Origin of the sequence: Sphingobacterium lactis (assembly GCF_011046555.1) — a bacterium.
GTDB lineage: Bacteria > Bacteroidota > Bacteroidia > Sphingobacteriales > Sphingobacteriaceae > Sphingobacterium > Sphingobacterium lactis.
This window is the reverse complement of the sequence record NZ_CP049246.1, coordinates 2,232,431-2,249,057: the sequence shown is the minus strand read 5'-3', so window position 1 is coordinate 2,249,057 and position 16,627 is coordinate 2,232,431. Positions and strand designations below refer to the sequence as shown.

Sequence of the window (16,627 nt, the reverse complement as noted above, 5' to 3'; positions counted from 1 at the left end):
ATAGTCTTTTTTTTGAATTACTCCACAACAGAAAAGTCCTCAAGCCTACCTGCAATTAGACACAAAGTTCTCTTCCGCTTAAAACCTATCCTAATTCCACCAAACCACCCCTTCCCCATTTAATTCCCTAAACTTTTGTACATTAGGTTAGCAATTAACAATACTTCCCCTTATTTCCCAATACCCGAAAAATCAAAACAGATGAAAGAAATAACCCACAAACTGATTGATAAGCACTCAAATAAGCTAATAAACCTCACTTTAAAAGACAAAATTCTTATTTCTGAAACTGGAAAAGATAATAAGCTAAAAACTACCGAAAAGGAATTTTTAAGCCGTGATGAAGCTTTGAAGAATTTTTACAAAAAGGAATGGGAAGCCTTGAAAAAAGGATTTGTCTTAAACAATGAAAACGCCGAAATAGGACAGCCAACGCTGCATAAATTTATTGGCGGAGCGTATACTGGAGCTTTGGCTCTTGAGAATTCGCCGATTGGCATATTTGTTTATGAAGACAAAATGCAAAATGCTGAATCTGTTGGCACAATTAATCTGATTGATACCTTTGGAACCCTCCTCAAAACCATAGCATTACCAAAGTCATTAGCCTGGAACATGGAATACAGCGCAGAAAGGAACTCTTTAATCTTAGATCTTGACCACTATATATATGAGTTTGATATCGAAAATGGAACGTTTAACAATTTAGGACAGGAAAAAAGTTATGTTGACAGTTTTATATCCGTTGCAAAAGACAAAATAGCGTTTGCAACATTAGGAAAACTGTGCATATTGGATAATCTGAACAAAATTATACACGCATCAGGATACGAAGTAGAAGTGATAAAAGGAACAACGCCATTCTGCGGAAAGTTATCCGACGATGGAAAATTATTGGCCTTTCATAATCAGGTTGGCGAAATTCAGATTATCGACGCAACGAACGGAAACCTTTTAAGTAAAATAAATGGAAAGTTCGAAATGGTCTTTCAATTGGAATTTGCGAATGATAACAAATTATTGGTGGTTAGAGAACAATATGGAACTTGGGGAATGCGCTATTTTGACCTTTCTACAAATAAAGAAATCGAAATGAAAGAACTTGAAATTCCTGAATTTACAAAGGAGGTAAATGCCTTTTGTTTCAATACCGACCAAACAAAATTGGTTCTTTTACAACGGGTAACTGCGTACGTTTTTGACTTTACCAATAGAAAGCTTTTAAGCAGTTTTAAGATTGAACATCTTGGAAAAAAATGTGAAATTAAGTTTGTGGGAGAAAAATTAGGTGTAAGGACAGACTACGGATGTTTTAGTTTATATAACGTATAAAAGGGACACACTGGCCAAGATCTATTTTATCATTTCATTTCTAACATTCCAAAAACCCAACACATGAACCTCATAATCCCCAAAATAGAAATTGAAACACTTTCAGCAAGAGAAATGGATTACTATCAGGAATTGGACAACACTCCTTACGGACAAACCTTAGCCTTAAAGATCACGGATAAGCTAAAGCTTAATCCAACGGAGATGGCTGGACTTTATTACTCGCATAGAGACTATTGTGGATTGGGGTTATTCATTAAAGATGGTCTTTTCCTCCTGGCTGATGTATACGATGGTTGGGGGGCAAATAAAACCATTGCTTCGTGGAGCTCAGCAATAGAGTTTGCGGATTGGCTGTCCAAAGAAAATGATCAAAGCATGTCCTTATATGGGGAAAGTTTCAACAATCAGACAATCACAAAATTGCGACTGGAATGGTATTTGGAAGAAAATTACGACAATTCAAACACGGCATATGCGCTGTATTTAGAGAGCCGAAGACAAAGGTAAAAACGAGATTTGGGGACAAAAATTTATAATTTACAACTAAGTTTAATTTTTAGCCTCTTATATGCCCCAACAAAACAGGTTAACATTGTTAATCCTCTAATTATAGGTTTTCTTTCCGCATTTCTTGCATACCCCGACAGGGTACCGCCCATTGACGCGTCTTGCGACAAACTTATGGTGACAGAAAAGCTGACGAAGCTTAGTAAACCGTAAGAGAATTAGAATTAACAGGAAACCACCAATGATATAGAAATAATCCACAACGTAAACTTTAAGACCACCCAAAATGCCTTATAAAGTTACGATTTGTTTTCTTAAATGTAAATTTTAACTGTTAAAAATTTTACTATTAATCAATAAGATAATATTTATTTAAATTCTACTTAACATTACTTGATAATAGACTATTTAACTTAAGTAATTTTATAGTTATCGAGAAGCTTTTGCAAATACCCATTCTTCACCTGCCACTTGGCTACAGCAGTCAGCACAGGCTGTACCACCCCCAACACCCCTACCGAATGGGAATCATTGAGAAATACAAAGAGCGCCAGGTCCTTAAACCGCTTAGGAGTACCCGCTGGTGACGCCAAACCATCGGCAGCCAAGCTTTTGGATAGGTTTAGGGCCCGTTCGAAATTCAGGTTTCCGGGTTGCACGGTAACCCGAACTAGGCAATCTTCTTCCGACACATTATGGAAGTAATGGACGCAATAAGGTGGAATATCCAGTTTTTCGCCTATGTGGTAGGTCTGTACAGTCTTTCCAAGACCTATGCAGAGACTGCCAGCAAGAATTTCAAAGGATTCCGTAAATATCCGGTGATAATGTTTTGGGGTTTTCTCTCCAGGTTTGATCACAAATTCCAGGACGCTGTCACCCCCCATTGCTGCGGATTGCAGAATCTGCACCCCAATATTTTCTTTTGTCTTATTCGCTATCATGGGTGCAAGTTAGCCCGAAAGCTGTTCCTATTCATTCACCCAAGTTAAGAACGGAAATTAGAGGCCGATTCTTCCACGGATTCGGCTAAGGGACTGTGGTTGAATCCCCAAATAGGATGCAATATGGTATTGGGAAATACGTTGCAACAACTCCGGTTGATCCTTGACCAGGGAGAGATAACGCTCCTCCGGACTTGCCGTGTAAAATGCTCCCAATGCTTTCAGGTAATGCACAAAAAGCTCCTCCATTACCTTCCTGCCAAAGCGATCGCCTTCTGCAACCTGCGCATAGAACCTATCCAAATTATCACGATGGAGGATCAATAGCTCGGCATCCTCCAATGCCTGAATATACTTTGTGGAAGGCTCCTTGGGCAGGTAGCTTTCGTAATTGCTCATGAATTCATTTTCCTTGGAAAAGGCAATGGTTTTCGGATCGCCATCCACATCGATAAAATACCGGAACAGACCGGAATTGATGAAAGCAACCTCATGACACACTTTTCCCTCCACGAGGAAATACTCGTTCTTTAGAATCTTCCTGGGAATAAAGAGTTCTTGGATAAGCAGCTTGTCCTGATCATTCAGGTCGATGTATGTTGAAATTTTGGCAATCAAGAGTTCATGCATGACATATCGGTTATGTGAATGTTTCGTGTTATTCCACCTAAATTTAATAAACTATTGTTAATCAAACGATTCACGAAAGAGAAAATTAAGATTTCATCCGGTTGTATGGTCATACGGAATGAGAATATTTAGAAATGATCGAGCGAATTTGTGATGCAAGTAGACAAGATATTTTGCCCATGAAAAAAGGCCGGAGATGTACGCTAAGAATTCCGTAATACGGGACTTCACGCTGTACAGCACCGACCTATTAACCTTCTAAAATGAAAAGAAGTTTGCTTTTTTTCTTAAACGTTCAGATCGCCTTCCTTACCCAAGTCGCTATGGTCTCCGGTGACCATATTTTTGACCATGGTAAAGAATGTACCGATTTTAGAGGAATCCGAATCCCAATAATGGGCATCGGTCGGATCCACACGCAACAAACGGATATTGGGATCGTCTTTACCTTTTTCGAACCAGGACTCCATAAACTTGTTCCAATATTTATCGATGCGGGCTTGATCACGCAGAAGCGTGGCCGTACCGTTGATGCTCAGGAAAGTATAGTTCTTTGCATCAGCATAGAACAAACTAACCTTGTCATTCTTTTCAATATTCCTGTGGGTATCGCTATCTGCAGAACAGATATACCAGATATTGCCCTGATCGTCGACTTCCTGGCGACTCATTGGCACACCATGTGGATAATCTGAATTTTCTGGAAATGTACAGATCATACCTACATCGATTTTATCTACAATTTCCTTTAGTTTTTCTCTACCTTCTGTAAGATCAAATTTATTGTCGTTCATAATATTCCTTTTTAATAGAACACGATATAAATCAAATAGTTTCGATGAAAACGATTCTATTTATGAAGGCAAATCAACTGCATTTTAAATGTCCGATTACTCTTGGCAATGCCATTTTGAACCAGGCTGTAAAGCGGTCTGGAAATTCTTTCATTTCCTTTTCCAACGTTTCTAAATCCACCCATCTGAAATCCTGTACCTCATCGACATTGACAATGGGATCCTCATTAAAGTTACCTAAGAAGACGTGATCGAATTCATGTTCGATCAATCCATTTTCTACTTCAGCATGATAGGTAAAGGCAAAAATCCATTTTAAAGGACACTGCACGCCCATCTCAAAATCCAACCGCTCCGTGGCACTGTGTAGAATATCCTCTCCCCATTGCGGATGGGAACAACAGGTATTGGTCCACAGCCCACCACCGTGATATTTGGCTGCAGCTCGCTGCTGCAGCAGGAGCTCCCCCCTATCATTAAAGATAAAGATGGAAAATGCCCTATGCAATTCCCCGAGTTCATGCGCCTTCAACTTCTCCATCTCCTGTAGCGGACGATCATTTTCATCCACCAAAACCACCTTATTCCTATCCATATCCTTTTCCCTTACCTACTTTTTAATGTAAATGATGTTGTTCCCTGCGTTCATCTTGCCGCATAAATTTTTTGAAGAAAAATAAAACCCATAGAAATTGGGTATACCCATATACCGCATCTTCAATGGGAATAGTGCCCAAGCGGATTCCCAGAAATTCCTTCGGATTATAATTGACGATGGGCGATTCCAAACCCGTCCCTGTGAGCACGCCATTGACCGGAAAAAATCCAAGCATCAATACCGTAAAGACCAAGGACGCCTTACCGATCCACTCTTTACGCGCCACGAAATGCAGGTAAATAACCGACAACCCGGTAATACTTGCTGTTACCAATGTATATAATTTATCATGGTGCAACAGTGCCACCACCGCACAAACAATCACGGTGATAAAAACCACGATGTTGTTAAATCCAGCTGCCCAATCCAGTTTAAAAAAGCGTTCAAAACAGAAGTAGGTGAACACACAGGAAAACGGTATGCATATAAAGAATAGCCATTCTTCCAGCGGTAAACCACCGATGGTCAAACCCAGCGTATAATCCAGATTGAACCACCAAACCCCATGGTCGGTGAACCAAATATCCCATAGGATAAATGGAATGGCCACGATGATGGCTGCTTTGAGAAAGGCTGGAAAATGCCTATCAAAACGAATCCGACGATCAAAAGAGGCAATGAAACAGATAATGACCGTAAAAAACAAAACCAGGATATAGGTATACGCTATCATTTTCGGCTGTTGTTAAAGTACATTTTAAAATATTTCATCGGCACATAGAGAAATCCGAAACACTCCCCTTCTTCCTTCCCCAAATGTTTATGGTGTTGTTTATGCGCTCTTCGTAAAGCCAGGAAATAGGGATTCTTTGTGTCAGAAAGAATCTTTATCCGCTGATGGATAAAAATATCGTGAATAAAGAAGTACGCAACACCGTAGAGCATGATCCCCAGCCCGATAAAGAACAGGTAATTGTAATCGCGAAGTGATCCAAAATACATCAAGATAATGGTCGGGATGGCAAATATGACGAAGAAATAGTCATTGTTTTCCAGGACGCCAGGATTACTATGGTCGTGATGATCTTTGTGGAGTAGCCAGAGAAATCCATGCATGACGTATTTATGAATCAGCCAGGTTGCGCCTTCCATCAGGAGAAATGTGATAAGCATGATAACAATATTCATAATTCCCTACTCTTATTTTTCTGCCAATAATTCATTTACGTTCTTTCGCACCATCTGGGAGGCAATAGTCTCCTTATATTTCCGAAGGAATGCCACATCCTCTGCAATATTCCCTCGGTAACCCAGAAAAGATGGTGCTTTTTTCTGAATCGATAGCCGGATAAAGCGCAATTCTGCATTTTTCGGATCCAGCTGAATAGACTCTTCAATAAGCTGCCGTCCCTTTTTGAAGGTCTTCAATTTATTGATCGGATTTGCGGTATGGTTGGCCATAATGGTCTGCACGGCTCCAAGATAGCCCAAGTGGATAGTTGATGTCCTTTGGGAAACTGTCAATGCCTGATTCAATTCCATACAGATGGCCTTATTCGATGCCAGTTCGCCATAATGCGAGCGAACCCGATCCAAAACAGGATCGTTCATTCCGCCGATTCGGAAGATGTGGAGCGCCATAACCAATAGAAATACCTTCATTAGAGAAATGCTGTTTTATACCGCACATAACTTTTGAATGCCACATAAGCCTTCTCCGTATTCGCCACCCGAACCCTATTGTTAATGATATCTTTCGAAGATTTACGCTTAATTTTATAGAATAGCGAGAGGTAATATTTGTAGGCTAGGTAAACACCGAAAATGGATGAACTCGGCAATTTTTTAATGCCGATCAACGCTTGACGGAACTCTTCTCCTATTTCCTGTTCTATTTGCTGTTTCACGGCATTATCAAATGTTGCCATATCAATATTGGGAAAATAGGTACGTCCGAGGATATGGTAATCATCCTTCAGGTCCCTCAAGAAATTAATCTTTTGGAATGCGGATCCCAGTTTCATGGCGTATGGCTTCAATTCAGCAAATTTCTCGCGATCGCCATCCAGAAAAACCTGCAGGCACATCAGTCCGACTACCTCAGCCGACCCGTGGATGTACTCCTTATAGAGGTCCGAATTGTAATCGATCTTAGCCAGATCCATTTCCATGCTGTGCAGAAATTGCTCGATCAATTCCCTGTCAATCTTAAAATTATTGACCGTAGCCTGAAAGGCATTCATGATCGGATTTAACGATATACCCTCCTGTATAGCCTCATCGGTTTCAATACGCAACCTGCGCAGCAAGCGATGTTTATCATACCCATGGAAACTATCTACGATTTCATCCGCAAGCCGTACATATCCGTAGATGGCATATACCGCGGAGCGAATCGTTGGCTTCAGCGCAAGGATCCCCAAAGAAAAACTTGTGCTGTATGTATTGGTGGTCATTTTACTCACGGAAAATGACAGTTCATCAAATAATTGTTTCATGCGCGTGTTTCTTTAGATTTGATAATTTCATGGGCTACTATTTTTCCGGAAATGATCGCCGGCGGTACGCCAGGTCCCGGCACGGTTAAATGCCCTGTATAATACAGGTTCTCAATATGTTTATTCCGGAGTTTCGGTTTCCAAACCGCCGTCTGTTTCAATGTATTGGCGAGGCCGTAGGCATTACCACCATAGGCATTGTAATCTGCTTTAAAATCACGGACGCAGAAGCTGCGCTTGTATTCAATTTTTTCATACAGGTCCTGTACACCTGTGTGCTGCGATAGCCGTTTCAGCATTTTCTGAAGATATTCCTCCCGCACGGCGTCATCGTCATCGATATCGATTGCCAGCGGCATCAGGATAAATATGTTTTCCTTATCTGGCGGAGCGACGGAATCGTCGGTTTTTGAAGGACAGCACACATAGAATAGCGGGTTCTCAGGCCATTTTTTAGTCCCGTATATATCTTCGATGTGTTCATCCAGATCGTGTTCAAAGAATAGCGTGTGATGCTTCAGGTTGGGAATCCTTTCACTGATCCCCAGATAGAATATCAGACTGGATGGTGCAAAGGTCCTCGACTCCCAATACTCTTCCGAGTAATTCCGCAATGCCGGCGGAAGCAAAGTTTCCGTATGGTGATAATCCGAAGAGCATACCACCTTATCAAATTGCCTTTTCTCATCCTGCACCTGAAGAGCCAGCTGTCCTGCATCTTCAACAGCAATTTCCTTGACAGGAGATCCCACATGAAAGACTACCCCCTGTTCTTCTGCGATCTGCTTCAAGGCACGCACGACACTGTAAAATCCACCCATGGGATAATGTGTCCCTAAAGCGTAGCCTCCATAATTCATCAGGCTGTACATGGCCGGAATCTGTTTGGGGGAAGCGCCCAGGAATATCACCGGGAATTCCATCAGAGCCCGTAAATATGGACTTTTAAAATAACGGCCCACATAGTCTCGAAAATTGCTCAAGAGATCCAAACGTACTGCACTTTTGGCGATTTTCAGTGACATAAATTCCATCCAGTTGTGACAGGGTTTAAGGACAAAATCCTGCATGCCCACCTCATACTTATATTTTGCAGATTGCATAAATCTTTCCAACTGTATACCGGACCCGGGTTCCAATTCCTCAAACAGGACCCGCAACCCGTCCATATCCTGTGGCACATCAATCTTTCGATCCGAAAAAACCATTTCAAACTGTGGATTCAGGTTTATCAATTCATAGAAATCTTCCCGCTTATACCCAAAATCGGCAAACATTCGATCCAGTATATCCCCCATCCAATACCAACTGGGCCCCATATCAAATACGAACCCACTATCGGTCTTGAATTGCCGGGCACGGCCTCCCACCTCGGCATTTTTTTCAAAAAGATGGACTTCCCGTCCAGATTTTGCTAAATAAGCCGCAGCGGTCAGTCCAGAAAAACCAGACCCTATAACAGCGATTCGTTCATTCATTTCTTGTAAATTTCCCGTAAAAAAGTAGATGTATATGTGGATCTAAAGATTTGAGCCCCAAGCTCCAACAGCACGTTGACCACCCTCCATAGTAAGTAGAAAACTGCAATAAGAACATGATAAAAAATAATAAGTTTGGTGAGGTGGTTTTTTTTGCGTTGCTGGGCTAATTTCAGATTTGCTGGTCAGCCCAACAAAAAAGGGAAAAGCACCTCTCCCATAGTACCCACCCCCTATTTCATCCCTTTACAAATCAATGTGTTAAAAGATGTTAAGATAACCATCCCCGTACACGAAACCCGAAAAGACCTCGTTATAGTTGTAGAGAAAAGCAAAAGAGTAATAAGAGTAAAATAATTTCATAATTTAGGTTAATAATTGGTTTGGTAAAAAACCTGAAGTTCCCAGCTTCAGGTTTTTTTATGTGATGATTTTGCAGCAAATTTAGACCTTCGACTGATTTTAACTATCTTTAAACAATAAAATTTTAGGCAATGATTAATATCGAGGAATTTATATTGACTCCATTCGTGGATAATGAGCTGGATTTCTCCCACTACTATCAACTTGTGGGCAATGCAGCGGTTATGGCCATGATAACCGAGCGGGCATTGCCTGCCGATGAGGCACGGTCGGATTACGAAAAACTCCTCCACATCAATGGGAAGCATTCCCAATTTGGCAATTTCAAGATCCTCGACCGGGATTCCGGTGCCTTTATCGGGTTGGGAAAATTGGAGTTCGGTGAAGAGCAAGCCGATGCAGCCGAACTGGGATACATCATTATCCCCGAAAGGCAGGGACAGGGCATTGCGGGTAAGATTGCCAAGGGGTTGATTGCACATGCTCGGGAACAGGCGGAAGTGTCGAAGCTGTTTGCGATCATTGATCCAAATAATCTGGCCTCCCGTAAGATCCTGCTGAACAATGGCTTTGTCAGTATCGAGGTGCTGCTTATGGATGGATTGCCTGGAGAAATTTTGGAATTAAATTTATAATCAACAACGGAAATACCCGAACCATAGACATAACACAGGCCTATGCACCATCATTTTTATGCCATAACCGGAGGACCGGCATCCGGAAAAACAACACTTTTAGAAGGACTGGAGCAACAAGGATATCCCTTTGTGGAAGAAGTTGCTCGACGGATAATTAAGGACCAGGTAGCCAACAGAGGTCTGGCTTTGCCCTGGGCGGATAAACAGGCGTATGCCGATCGGATGTGGCAGGAATCCATCGATGCCTATAGCCTAGCGGAGATTGATTACGCCGATCAAGCTTGCTTTTTTGACCGGGGGATCCTAGATACCATTGCTTACATGATCATGGAGGACCTACAGTTTCCCCGAAATTACATCAAGGTCCTGAATTCGATCACCTACAAAAAGGTTTTTATCCTCCCGCCCTGGATCGAGATTTTTGAACAGGACTCCGAGCGCAAGCAGTCTTGGCAGGAAGCGGTTATTACCTATAATGCCCTCAAGGAATGCTATATCCAACATGGCTACACCCCTATTGAAGTTCCGACGGGAACCGTCGAAGACCGGATAGACTTTATCCTGGAAGCGCTTTAAAATACCGTTAAAAGGAAAGGGGGCAATTCTGCCCCCTTCCTTCACTAGATATGCTACTAACGTATTAATTTTTCTGGTATTCTGGATTCTGTTCCAGTTTCGGGTTTCGCTGTAACTCATCCATGGAGATCGGCCACAAGAGATCCGACTCTTTGAATGTAGCACCAAAACCGTTCTTGGCACCCACCAAGTTCACGAAAGTCACCGATCCTTTTTGCGTAGTGGAAATCACCGGGAATTTGCCTGTCCGCAAGCAGTCATCCCACATCTTGAATTCCAATGGTAGCTCACGCAAACGTTCTTTCCATACTTCCTCTACAAAAGCCGTAGCCGATAAAGCTTGTAGTTCGGTCGTAAACTGCGCAACTGTTTTTCCTTTCGTGTTGGCACGCGCTTTAATCTGCGCCAAATACCCTGCAGCTTCCGAAGTCACTGCATTGCCAGCTTTCACCAAACTTTCAGCGGCGATCAATAACGCTTCAGAATAACGGTAAATATTCCAATCCTTGGTCGCACGTCCGGTATTCAACAGTGCATTTTCTTCGACATAGTACCAAATACCCGCTTGCTCCGATTTCCAAACCTTTCCTGTATTCGGATTTTTATATTCCCAATGGAAAAACTGGTTAGGCTTAATGCGCAGATCGTCTGCCGCATACACATTCAAGAAGTTATCTGTTGGTCCATAAACGCGTTCGAAAATGGAGTACTTATCAAATACCGCAGTTGCCGAACCGTTGAAACCGTAGGTTGGCCACCAGCCGCCGTTACTGATCGTTGCATCAAATTCGTAGGCATAGATACTTTCTTCAAGGTTATCGGTCGTTCGCAGTTTGTTGTAGGCACTATTTGCTGCCAAATCATCATTCTGGGTCAATCTGTGGCCGGACTGCAGCACGATTTTGGAGTATTGCGCAGCATCTGCGAATTTACCCTGTTGCAGGTACACATTGGCTAACGCCATGGCCGCAACATATTTCGTGATCCGCTTTCCATTTGCGGAGAATGTATTGGCTGGCAATGCTTCGACCGCTTCCTTCAAATCTTTCTCGATCAACGCATACACAGCTGCTTTCGGCTGGCGCTCCAAGAAGAAATCCTTCGTCAAATCAACATAAGGTTCTGTTGGCAGTGGAATGTCACCGAATGTCTTCACAAGGTAGAAATAGTTGAATGCCCTGAAGAACTTCGATTCAGCAATCAATCTATTCTTCACCCCTTCATCCGGCATCGCAATGTTCGGGATATACATGATCCCTGCATTGGCGATATTGATCGCTTGGTAACTCTGATCCCAGATGGTGTTCATCGTATTGGAGACTACACGTGTGTTCTGCTGTCTGGTCAACTGCTTGGAATATAAACACACCAACTCCTGACCTTCATAGGAATTCGTGAAATATCCCGTCAGCATGGAAGGAATGGAAGCCGTTGGCCCTAGGTAGGCACTAGGCGCAACACCATAGCGCGAAGGCGCACCTCGGCGGTACAGCGCATTTACATTACTTTCCGCTTGTTCTCTCGTCTTGAAAAAGGCCTCAAATTTCTCATTTGACCTTGGCTCCTCTTCCAAAAATTTCGTACAAGAGCCTAATCCCATCATTCCGGTGAGCATCAGGGCTATTGCTATATGTTTGATTTTCATGATAATCAGTATTTAAAATTATAAGGTTAAGTTAATTCCGAAGGTAAATGTCTTCGCTCTTGGGTAAGAGAAGAACGTCATGTTCTGACCGAATTTATTACCGTCGCCCAATGATGTACTCTCCGGATCGTATCCTTTGAATTCTTTGGAAGTGATCAACCAAGGGTTGTTTGCACTTGCATAGATACGCAATGCGGATAATCCCATACGGCGAGCAAGATCAGACGTGAAAGAATAGCCCAATTGTACCACGTTTACACGTAGGTAAGAACCATCCACGATCCATGAAGAATCCACATTCGTATCCTGACCAGCATGGCCGTTGTTTGTCAGGTAGATGGCTTGCTGCATGCCACCCGGGTTTGTACCATTGTATGCATCCGTCAAGATCTCCTTCAAACCATTGGTGATACCGAAACGGTCATACGTTGAGTGGTAGAACTGCTGCATGGTTTCCACACCGTAGTTGAACTGTAGATCGAGGGTGAAATCAAACCCTTTGTAGTTTACGGTATTGATGAAACTACCTACCCAATCCGGCATACCTTTACCCAGGATTTCCTGCGTAGTGGAACGGTTCGGTCTACCAATCTTATCTTTGGTAATGGTGCCGTTCTCAAAATCCTCAACGGTATAGATGCCGTTACGTTTGTAACCGTAGAAACTGTTCAGGTTTTCGCCAACACGGATCACACTGTTCGGACCACCTACCCAACCATTCAGGTAGATATCTGCATTGTTCTCGCCCAATTGCAACACCTCGTTCTTATTGTAGCTACCGTTCAAGGTCATGTTCCAGGTTAAATTGTCATTGCGAACCGGAGAAGCATTCACGAGGATCTCTACCCCGGAGTTTCTTACGGAACCAATGTTCTTCATCACACTGGAGAAACCAGAACTGGTCGGAACCGGAGCAAATAACAAGAGGTCAGAAGTGGTTCTGTTGTAGTAGGACACATCAAAGTTCAAGCGATTCTGGAAGAGACCCAATTCAATCCCCGCATCGTACGTCTTTGTTTTTTCCCACTTCAAATCTGGGTTCGCCAAGTTACCGACGAATCCTGTACCGACACGGTTGTTATCCATCAGGATCGATCCAGCAGAAATTAAAGCCAATGATGTGTACGGACTGATTTCCGAGTTACCGGTGATACCGAAACTTGTATGGAATTTCAAGTTCGAGATCGTCTCATTGCCTTTCAGGAATTCTTCGTTGGAAGCATTCCATGCAAAACCTGCCGATGGGAAGAAACCGTATTTATTGTTCTTACCGAATTTGGAAGAACCGTCCGCACGGGCCGTAACGGTCAATGAATAACGATCGTCATAGCTGTAGTTTCCGCGGACGAAATAAGAGTTCATCGCCCATTTGTTGTATCCAGAAGATGGAGGAGAAGGAATCAAACCGGCACCCAGGTTGTTGTACAGGTACGCATCCGTTAAGAATCCTTCCGTATGTACGTTCGCACCGAAATACGTACGCTGCTGCCAAGATAGACCGGCCATTGCATTGATTCTGTGCTTATCGAATGCCTTGTTGTAGGTCAGGTAGGTTTCTTCTTGCCAGTACAGGTCGTTCCAGTTGTTCACATCTGCCCAACCGTTCGGTCTGGAGATGTTATTTAGGGTTTTGGACGAGTATCCACGGTATTCCTTACGGTGGTTATCCACACCGATCTGGGTTTTCAGATCCAATCCCTCCATTAAGTGGAACGTAAAGGCTGCATTACCAAAGATCTGGGTATTGTATCGGTTACGCGTCTGCAAGTCCAGGATGGAAACCGGGTTGGCCATACCTTCGAATCCCAACACCTCGGAGATTGTGGAGGATGAGGATACGGTATATTGTCCATCCGGTTGATAGATCGGCAACCAAGGCAACATTTCGATCATCGTCCGGCGTGCATCCTGTCCACCGCCATCTTCTGGTGTATACTGACCCCAGGTATGGTTTGCTGTCAAGTTGATGCTGGTCGATAACCAATCTTTCATTTTCGCATCGTAGGAAATCTTACCGTTGATCCGTTTGGAATAGGTGTTGTTCACTACCCCTTGGTTATCCGAGTAGTTCAGGAAAGCACCCACGGATGAATTCTCGTCACCCTGTTGGATATTGATCTGGTGGTTTTGGGAGATGGAGTTTCTGGTTGCTTCCTTCTGCCAATCTGTATTGTATAATGGGTTACCGCTGGCATCGAAATAGTTTGGATCGTTGAACCACGTTTTCTTATCCAATGACCACTTTTTCCCTTGCCATTCATTTTCATTTTTCAAACCGATCATAAAGGCATCTACCCATTCCTGTCCGGAAAGCAGGTCCATATAGCGCTGCACGGAATTGCTGCTTACGGAACCTTGGTAGCTCACGGTTCTACTGCCATCCTTATGACCACGTTTGGTGGTCACCAAGATTACACCATTTGCACCACGCGCACCGTAGATCGCTGCAGAAGATGCATCCTTCAATACTTCGATACGTTCAATATCATTCGGGTTCAACAAATGGAAATCTTCCATTACGACTCCATCCACCACATAGAGTGGATTGGAAGACGAGTTGATGGTGTTTGTACCCCGGATCACCACGCGGTTGGCATAGGCTCCCGGTTGGCTGGAGTTGGAGTAGATGTTTACCCCTGCTGCCTTACCACGAAGGTTGTCTAGCGGGCTAAAGTTCTGCGCCTTGACCATGTCCTCCCCTTTCACCATCGAAATCGATCCTGTTACGTCCGATTTACGCATCGTACCATAACCGACAACGACAAGTTCTTCAATTTCCTGCTCCGAACTCTCCAGCGAGAAATTCATGGTGCCGGAACTCACAGTTTTCTCCTGGGACTTATAGCCCAAGAAATTCGCTACCAATACCGTTCCCGATGCCGCTTCAATAGTAAAGTTACCGGCGTCATCCGTTTGTGTAGCTACATTGGTTCCCTTTACGGTAATCGTAACACCACCAATAGGTTGGTTGGTGCCTGCGTCCATAACCTTACCGCTAACGGTCTGTTGGTTGGAAGCTACCTTTACAGAGGGAAAAGCAACAGATCCAAAAGGCGTGTGGGCCTGTGCTGAACCATAGCTTGTTGCAAGCAGAACCAATGGAATAATCCACTTCCTGCTTCCTTTCCGAGTAAAATTGTCAGAATTCCACATAGATTTATTGTTAGTAATTAATAATGCTAAAACGATTTAAAAAATTGGCTAAAAAAAAGGGTCATCCTAATTTTGGTCTCTCTTATAATTGCAATAGGTTTATCAGTTTTTTTAGTTGTACTACTAATTAACAGAATAAAATTTAATATGTGTAACTTTTTTGAAAAATTTTAGGAAAATAAACGGATTTGAGTTAAAATTTATTTGAATAAAACCCTAACTAACAAGAGGTTAGTTAAAAACAGTGGGTATCATGGAAGTTACAACATTTAATATCCCTTAGCGGATGTAGCTAATTCTGCCTTTTAATGGAAGAAGCTAAACTTTAAAGCAAAAAAGCAGTCTCTAGGACTGCTTTTGAAAGATTCTTTGATGAGCTTAAGAAAAAGGTGTTCAGATTGGATAAAAGCGTTGCAGTATGGGATCACCGAAGATTGCTTCCATTCGCGCATAGCGCTGGTCATATAATTTGTTGATCTGTTCTTTTGGAGGATTCTTGAAAACCCGCCAATTTTGGTCTTCGGAGTGGGTGAACGGCACGGTGAATGGCTTCACTGCGCCTGCACCTTCCTGATTCTGAATAATCCGTTGTTTGTATACGAACAGTTCACCGGCAGGTTTGAAGTTTTTCTTCTTGAACTGGATTTCCCCTTCCCGGACTTGGAATTCGACATAAGGTTTATCGTTTAGCCCCTCCTGTGCAGGCATATCAACGGCTTTTCCAACACCCGTAATCGTCCAATTACTGGCTTTGCCAAAAAACGTCTTTGGCATGCTAAAGCTAATAGAGTTGCCCATATCCAAAATGAGGGTAAAATCATCGATCTGTTGGTTTCCCCAGCGGTTGGCAGCTGTCAGCACATATTCGAAATTGAATTCATAATCTATGGAACCCGAAACATCATATCGGTAGGTATGCTTGATCTTATTTTTCCCAGACTGAAAATGGGCATCGAAATGATAGACATAATCAAAATCTACATAATTGCCACCTTTTTCGCCTTTATATTTCTTCATGTCCAAAGAGGCAATTTTTCCATCACGGATATAGCCATCCTTTTCAACCATGGATACCGCATAGGGAAGCTTTTTTCCGTTCAAATCCACCGTAAAATCATGGATGTACGGATGCTGGCCTTTCTTTGGCGTCCCGTCCACATCACCCTCTGGAGACATGGCTTCGAACCCCACCAATACCTTTTTCGCGGCTCCTGGATTATGGAATTCGTAATATACCGAAACCTCGATCATCCCACCTTCCAGCTTTGTTAATTTAAGGATCTCCTTGGTCACCTTGATATCCTTTTCCTGGATGGGAATAAGCTGATTGCCACGTGCGAAAAAAGCACCATCGTTCGCTTGCAAACAGAAAACCTGCAGAATAAAAAATAGAAAGAGAAAAAAACGTGTTGATCTATGTACCATAACAATAGCGGTTAAGTGAGCGAAAACCAGATAAGTTAACGTG

General features: G+C 42.8%; 16 protein-coding genes. 4 read left to right on the top strand and 12 right to left on the bottom strand.

Annotated features, from left to right (window positions below):
- The first annotated feature begins 201 nt into the window (after window positions 1-201).
- Complete coding sequence (locus G6N79_RS09845; protein ID WP_103907164.1) at window positions 202-1,332, top strand: WD40 repeat domain-containing protein; 1,131 nt, start codon at window positions 202-204, stop codon at window positions 1,330-1,332.
- 63 nt (window positions 1,333-1,395) lie between these two features.
- Window positions 1,396-1,842 carry a hypothetical protein gene (locus tag G6N79_RS09840; RefSeq protein ID WP_103907163.1) on the top strand — a complete coding sequence of 149 codons (447 nt, stop codon included), beginning with the start codon at window positions 1,396-1,398 and terminating at the stop codon, window positions 1,840-1,842.
- A 413-nt stretch (window positions 1,843-2,255) separates the two neighbouring features.
- Here G6N79_RS09840 and G6N79_RS09835 read toward each other — a convergent pair whose 3' ends face one another.
- From G6N79_RS09835 to G6N79_RS09795, 9 genes are all read right to left on the bottom strand, one after another.
- Entirely contained in the window at window positions 2,256-2,786 is a 531-nt protein-coding gene (locus tag G6N79_RS09835; RefSeq protein ID WP_103907162.1) for a cupin domain-containing protein, read from the bottom strand.
- A 57-nt stretch (window positions 2,787-2,843) separates the two neighbouring features.
- The gene (locus G6N79_RS09830) at window positions 2,844-3,416 is read right to left on the bottom strand and encodes a Crp/Fnr family transcriptional regulator (RefSeq protein WP_103907161.1); all 573 of its coding nucleotides are present in this window, start codon (window positions 3,414-3,416) and stop codon (window positions 2,844-2,846) included.
- Between the two features lie 287 nt (window positions 3,417-3,703).
- Complete coding sequence (locus tag G6N79_RS09825; RefSeq protein WP_103907160.1) at window positions 3,704-4,210, bottom strand: pyridoxamine 5'-phosphate oxidase family protein; 507 nt, start codon at window positions 4,208-4,210, stop codon at window positions 3,704-3,706.
- Window positions 4,211-4,283: 73 nt separating this feature from the next.
- Window positions 4,284-4,805, bottom strand: a complete 522-nt coding sequence (gene idi, locus G6N79_RS09820) for an isopentenyl-diphosphate Delta-isomerase (protein WP_103907159.1) — start codon at window positions 4,803-4,805, stop codon at window positions 4,284-4,286.
- A 22-nt stretch (window positions 4,806-4,827) separates the two neighbouring features.
- Window positions 4,828-5,541, bottom strand: a complete 714-nt coding sequence (locus G6N79_RS09815) for a lycopene cyclase domain-containing protein (protein WP_103907158.1) — start codon at window positions 5,539-5,541, stop codon at window positions 4,828-4,830.
- Entirely contained in the window at window positions 5,538-5,996 is a 459-nt protein-coding gene (locus tag G6N79_RS09810; protein ID WP_103907157.1) for a sterol desaturase family protein, read from the bottom strand. Before G6N79_RS09810 ends, G6N79_RS09815 begins: the two co-directional genes overlap by 4 nt.
- A 12-nt stretch (window positions 5,997-6,008) precedes the next feature.
- The gene (locus G6N79_RS09805) at window positions 6,009-6,470 is read right to left on the bottom strand and encodes a hypothetical protein (RefSeq protein WP_103907156.1); all 462 of its coding nucleotides are present in this window, start codon (window positions 6,468-6,470) and stop codon (window positions 6,009-6,011) included.
- Complete coding sequence (locus G6N79_RS09800) at window positions 6,470-7,306, bottom strand: phytoene/squalene synthase family protein (protein WP_103907155.1); 837 nt, start codon at window positions 7,304-7,306, stop codon at window positions 6,470-6,472. Before G6N79_RS09800 ends, G6N79_RS09805 begins: the two co-directional genes overlap by 1 nt.
- On the bottom strand, window positions 7,303-8,784 hold the full coding sequence (locus G6N79_RS09795) for a phytoene desaturase family protein (RefSeq protein WP_103907154.1): 1,482 nt from the start codon (window positions 8,782-8,784) through the stop codon (window positions 7,303-7,305). Before G6N79_RS09795 ends, G6N79_RS09800 begins: the two co-directional genes overlap by 4 nt.
- Window positions 8,785-9,278: 494 nt before the next feature.
- On the opposite strand from G6N79_RS09795, the gene G6N79_RS09790 reads away from it, so the two are divergent.
- Both G6N79_RS09790 and G6N79_RS09785 read left to right on the top strand, forming a co-directional pair.
- Window positions 9,279-9,782, top strand: a complete 504-nt coding sequence (locus tag G6N79_RS09790) for a GNAT family N-acetyltransferase (protein ID WP_103907153.1) — start codon at window positions 9,279-9,281, stop codon at window positions 9,780-9,782.
- A 42-nt stretch (window positions 9,783-9,824) separates the two neighbouring features.
- Window positions 9,825-10,361, top strand: coding sequence for an AAA family ATPase (locus G6N79_RS09785; RefSeq protein WP_103907152.1), 537 nt, complete (start codon window positions 9,825-9,827; stop codon window positions 10,359-10,361).
- 64 nt (window positions 10,362-10,425) lie between these two features.
- On the opposite strand, the gene G6N79_RS09780 is transcribed toward G6N79_RS09785, so the two are convergent.
- The 3 genes from G6N79_RS09780 to G6N79_RS09770 all read right to left on the bottom strand — a co-directional run bounded on the left by G6N79_RS09780 (window position 10,426) and on the right by G6N79_RS09770 (window position 16,584).
- The gene (locus G6N79_RS09780; protein WP_103907151.1) at window positions 10,426-12,006 is read right to left on the bottom strand and encodes a RagB/SusD family nutrient uptake outer membrane protein; all 1,581 of its coding nucleotides are present in this window, start codon (window positions 12,004-12,006) and stop codon (window positions 10,426-10,428) included.
- A gap of 18 nt (window positions 12,007-12,024) precedes the next feature.
- The gene (locus G6N79_RS09775) at window positions 12,025-15,159 is read right to left on the bottom strand and encodes a SusC/RagA family TonB-linked outer membrane protein (RefSeq protein ID WP_103907150.1); all 3,135 of its coding nucleotides are present in this window, start codon (window positions 15,157-15,159) and stop codon (window positions 12,025-12,027) included.
- A 393-nt stretch (window positions 15,160-15,552) separates the two neighbouring features.
- The gene (locus G6N79_RS09770; RefSeq protein WP_146060647.1) at window positions 15,553-16,584 is read right to left on the bottom strand and encodes a hypothetical protein; all 1,032 of its coding nucleotides are present in this window, start codon (window positions 16,582-16,584) and stop codon (window positions 15,553-15,555) included.
- Window positions 16,585-16,627: the final 43 nt, after the last annotated feature.